Annotated in this window: 3 protein-coding genes; 1 reads left to right on the forward strand and 2 read right to left on the reverse strand. The window is 32.6% G+C overall.

The features are described 5' to 3' along the window. Positions 1 to 144 precede the first annotated feature (144 nt). The gene (locus BBROOKSOX_RS09055; protein ID WP_139661224.1) at positions 145 to 2,727 is read left to right on the forward strand and encodes an AAA family ATPase; all 2,583 of its coding nucleotides are present in this window, start codon (positions 145 to 147) and stop codon (positions 2,725 to 2,727) included. Positions 2,728 to 3,043: 316 nt separating this feature from the next. On the opposite strand, the gene BBROOKSOX_RS09060 is transcribed toward BBROOKSOX_RS09055, so the two are convergent. Continuing rightward, entirely contained in the window at positions 3,044 to 4,045 is a 1,002-nt protein-coding gene (locus tag BBROOKSOX_RS09060; protein WP_180323950.1) for a hypothetical protein, read from the reverse strand. Positions 4,046 to 4,134: 89 nt separating this feature from the next. Then, the coding region (locus tag BBROOKSOX_RS12225) for a transposase (RefSeq protein ID WP_257607832.1) at positions 4,135 to 4,491 on the reverse strand (357 nt) is incomplete at its 5' end.

Below are 4,491 nucleotides of genomic sequence, written 5' to 3' on the forward strand. Positions count from 1 at the left end.
AACACAAATCAGTTTTAAAGTAATGCCAGATACCTATGTTGGCAAACTCAATGCAGCTGTCAAATTAGAGAATAAATCAGTGTTAAGAACTGAGATTGAAAATAAATTAAAGCAAGTATTTGATCCAAGAGGGGTTTTTCAATAATGCAAACACAAGGCTTTAAAAAAAATGCAAAAGAGTATCTGAAAGAGTTTGCAACTTCTCAGTCTGACTGGCTAAAGGCTTTAATTTATGAAGTGATTGAAACCAATGGCAATATTTCTAATGATAAGAAAAAAAAGATTTTTGACAGTTTAAAAGATGATACTGCTTTAGCAATAGATGAGCCCAATATTAGTGCTAGCACTTCCGATAAAGAGATTCTCCTAATATCACTGGAGCATATACAAGGTGTTAACGCTTTAAAACAGAACCAAACGATTAAATTTAATAACAGTGTAACAATTTTATATGGGTTAAATGGTGCAGGAAAGAGCAGTTATTTCAAAATATTAAATGAAATTGTAGGTGGCAATCAAAAAAAAGAAATTTTATCAAATATATATTTAGATACCCCACAAACAATTGATGTAAATATTTCATTTAAAGAAAAAACTAGGGAACCTAAATCTGTAAATTGGAATGGAAGTGGACGCTCTCTTGACTTGCTCAATAAATGCAAAGTATTTGATTCTTCATATCTTAATGGCTTACTGGAAACAAGGAAGGCCGATACTACATTAATACAGCCTTTGGGTTTAAACCTATTTTCGTATTTAGTTGTTTTGATTGATGAGTTTAAAAGTAAACTCAAGAGTGAAGCTGATAAAAAAAGATTAAGAAAGCCAACAATAGAGCTTGAATTTTTAAGTGATGAGATTAAAACCTCTTTTGAGGGACATCAAATAGACGACACAAGAAAAAATAAAATTAAAGGTCTGTTTGATTTTTCTGATGAAAATTTGGAAAAGCTAAACAAGACTAAAACAGACCTTCAAGATTTAAAGCAACTAAACATTCAGGACAAAATCACACTAAAAAATAGAGATAAAAGAGATATAGATAACATTAAAAAATATTTCGAAGACACCAATAAAAAACTATCTGGTTTTTATACAGGCACTCAACAACAACTGGAACTTCTTGTTAAAAATAAAACAGAAAATGAATCAGCAAAAAAACAATTTGAAATTTTATCTACTATACCAAACAGTGACAATCCTGAGTGGAAAGAATTTATTAAATCAGGAGAAAAATATAAATCAAAAGTTGATGATAGTAATGAGGTTTGTATCTATTGTCGCCAACCGCTATATAATGAAAATATAACAAAACTTATAAAGGCATACGGAGATTTTTTAAAGGATGAATCAGAGAGAAAATTAAACAATTCTTTAGGACAAATAAAAAGCTTAACTTCTAATGTTAAAACATATTCTGTTGATTTAAAAATAGAAGAAAATATTAACATTCTTTTAAAAGAGCATGCTTTTGAAACAACTGAAAAAACACTTTTTGAAGTTATTAACTCTACTATTGCCAACTTTTCTTTAAAAAAAGAAGAGATACTTAAGAAATTAAAAGAATCAGATTTGAGTTTAAAAGTCTTAGATTCATTAGACATTACAAATATTACTGTAGAGTTAAATGCTATTTCTAAATCTATTCAGAAAGAGACAGATAAATTGTCTGAAGAAAATAATAACAAAGCCACTGAGATTGAAAAACTAGAAAACTTACTTAAGCAGCTTCAAGAAAATGAATCTATAAGCAAGCAAAAAGAAAATATTAAAAAATGGTTTGATGCTGATAAAGTTGAAAAAAACCTTATAAGTAAATTTACCAAAATAAATACCGCTAAGATTACAATACTTTCAAAAACAGCACATAATGAGTTATTGACAGGAGTGCTTAAACAAAATTTTACAGATGAATTAAACTCTCTTGGTTGTGAAAACTTGAATGTTAACATCGAGAATACAAAAGGAGGAAAAGGGACTTCAAGCACTAAACTTACTCTTTCAAAAGATGATGATATTAAAGCAATACTAAGCGAGGGCGAACAAAAAGCTGTAGCCTTAGCGCTGTTTATTGTAGAAGCAAAAATTCAGAAAAGCAAAAATCCAATTATTTTAGATGATCCTGTCAATAGCCTTGATCATAAAATTGCAGAAAAATTTGCACAAAGGTTGTTAAAGTTAGAAAACCAAGTAATTTTGTTTAATCACAACAGACTATTTCTTGATGCGTTTGAAACCTCGAAAGAAAATCATATTTGCAAAACAATAGACACTGACTGTAGTAAATCAAAAGGAAAGCATATACGGGTTTATCAGGTTAATAGTGAGGGGAAAAATTCAAAAGGTGTGCTAGTTAACTATAGATCAAACAGAGCAAATAATCATTTATTAGAAGCTAAAGGGCTATTAAGCACCTCTCCATTTGAAGATGAGTCAAAAGTTGCAATTTTGTTGAGAAAGTCAGTTGAATGCATGGTTGATGAAGTGATTTTTAACAATCAATTACCAACAAAATATAGTAATAAAAATAGCAGGATTGCTTGGGCTGAGCTTAAAAAGTTAAATAATGATAGCAATATCATTGATAAACTAGAAACTATTCACGGTCGAGTTTCTGGTGGAGCAATGCACAATGGAGTTGAGCATGAAGAAAATCCAATTGTAGTTGATGAATTTAATGGTATGGTTTCAAACCTTGAAGGTATCTGTAAAAAAAGCACATTGTGAATATGAGAGACCTTTGCATAAATAGGAACAATCATCAGAAACCCACTTTTCACCCACTTGGCAATTTTTTAAACCCAACCTTAGCTCTGCTAGGACAAGGTTTAAAGAAATCACCAATTGGGCAAAAATTGGATTTTGCTAATCATCCCTATTTATGCAAAGGTCTCGTCTTAATTTGTTGGGGTTTTATAGTCTCTCCTAATAATAAAACTGTCTTTTGTTAAAACCCTGTTGCGCTATTGCAACCTTAAAAAGGTAGCAAAGTGTTGGTATTAACGGTTTAATTTTGGACCCCCCATAATTGGCAATATTTTTCCTATTTACATGCGCTAGACTCTACATCTTCATACATATCTAGGTCTGGATCTAAATTTTCCGTTATTTCCCCATACTCCCTTGGTGGCAAAGGAGGTCCTTTATTAAGATCAAGGTCGGCAGTTGTATTTTTTGGTAACTCACTTGACTCGGTAGTTGTATCCTCGATCTTTTTATCAACATCTTCTATTTGTTTAGATGCTTGAGCATAAATATGATCTTCATGATCTGAAGCTTCAGGAAGATGCTGTACTAGTTTTTTAGTCCCTGAATCAGTCCAAGAAGCATCCCCCTCATCATTAATTTCAGCATAAGGATCCTCTTTTGCAATCGTTTTCTCTAAATCAGAATGACCAGACCAAGAAGCACCCCCCCCATCATCAATTCCAGCAGAATAATTCTCTTTTGCAATCGTTCCCTCTAAATTAAAATTATCAGACCAAGGATAAGGATCCTCATATTGATTCTCTCCTGCAATCGTTTCCTCTAAATGAGATGATTCCGATCTGTTGTCTCGCACGATACCATATGAATCTTCTACGCTTATCTGCCCCTCTTGAATATCACTGCCAAGATTTACCTGACCCAATTCTATGTCTCCATTACCTTCTGAAACAGAGTTCTTTAACCCTTTGAGTTTATAAATAGAATAACTACCCACTGCACCAGTCGCTATAGCAAATACGGAAATAGATATTACCCATTCAGTTGTTGATAGTATTATGTCATCTTTTGGTATAACGCACTGCAACTGCTTTCCTGCGAAGCCTGATGGCTCTGTAAAAGAATTATTTTTACTATCCTTTTTAGATAATTTCCCTCCAGAAACAAAGGGGCTGAATTCATATCCTGATTGACATTTACAAGTATTGATATCATTTGAATACGAATAAATTGATGATTTGATTGCATATGTGCTTTTGTCACTTGCATTAATAATACATTCATTTCCTAGTGCGTTAACACTACTAAGAAGCAATAAACCTAAAGCGTATGATTTCATTTTTTCTAATTTATAGAGACCTTTGCATAAATAGTCAACCCTTAAAAACCCAAAACAACCAACCATAAAACCACCCTTAAACATTCGCACTATATTTTGACTGACAATATTTTACTGAGTGCAATAGAAAAATAGCGACTTCTCACCATACACAACCCAACTTTTTGCCAAAACAAAAAAATAACAGTGGCAATTAGCCACTTTCTCAAATTCCAAGCACAGGCAGCCATTAAAACATTAATTTCATCACCAACTTGCCCTTTGAGCAGGTTTCTAGAAAGTCTAAAATCCGATTTAAGATGTCCGATAATCGGCTCTATGGCTGCTCGTCTTTTACACAGTTTGCGCTTTTTGTCTCGTTGATAACGATTGTCTCGCTTAAGGGCTTTTTTAGGCAAGATGATGTTTGCACCGAGCACTACCTTTGCACCAACATAGCCTCGGTC

The sequence above is a fragment of the bacterium endosymbiont of Bathymodiolus sp. 5 South genome (genome assembly GCF_900128535.1).
Classification (GTDB): domain Bacteria; phylum Pseudomonadota; class Gammaproteobacteria; order PS1; family Pseudothioglobaceae; genus Thiodubiliella.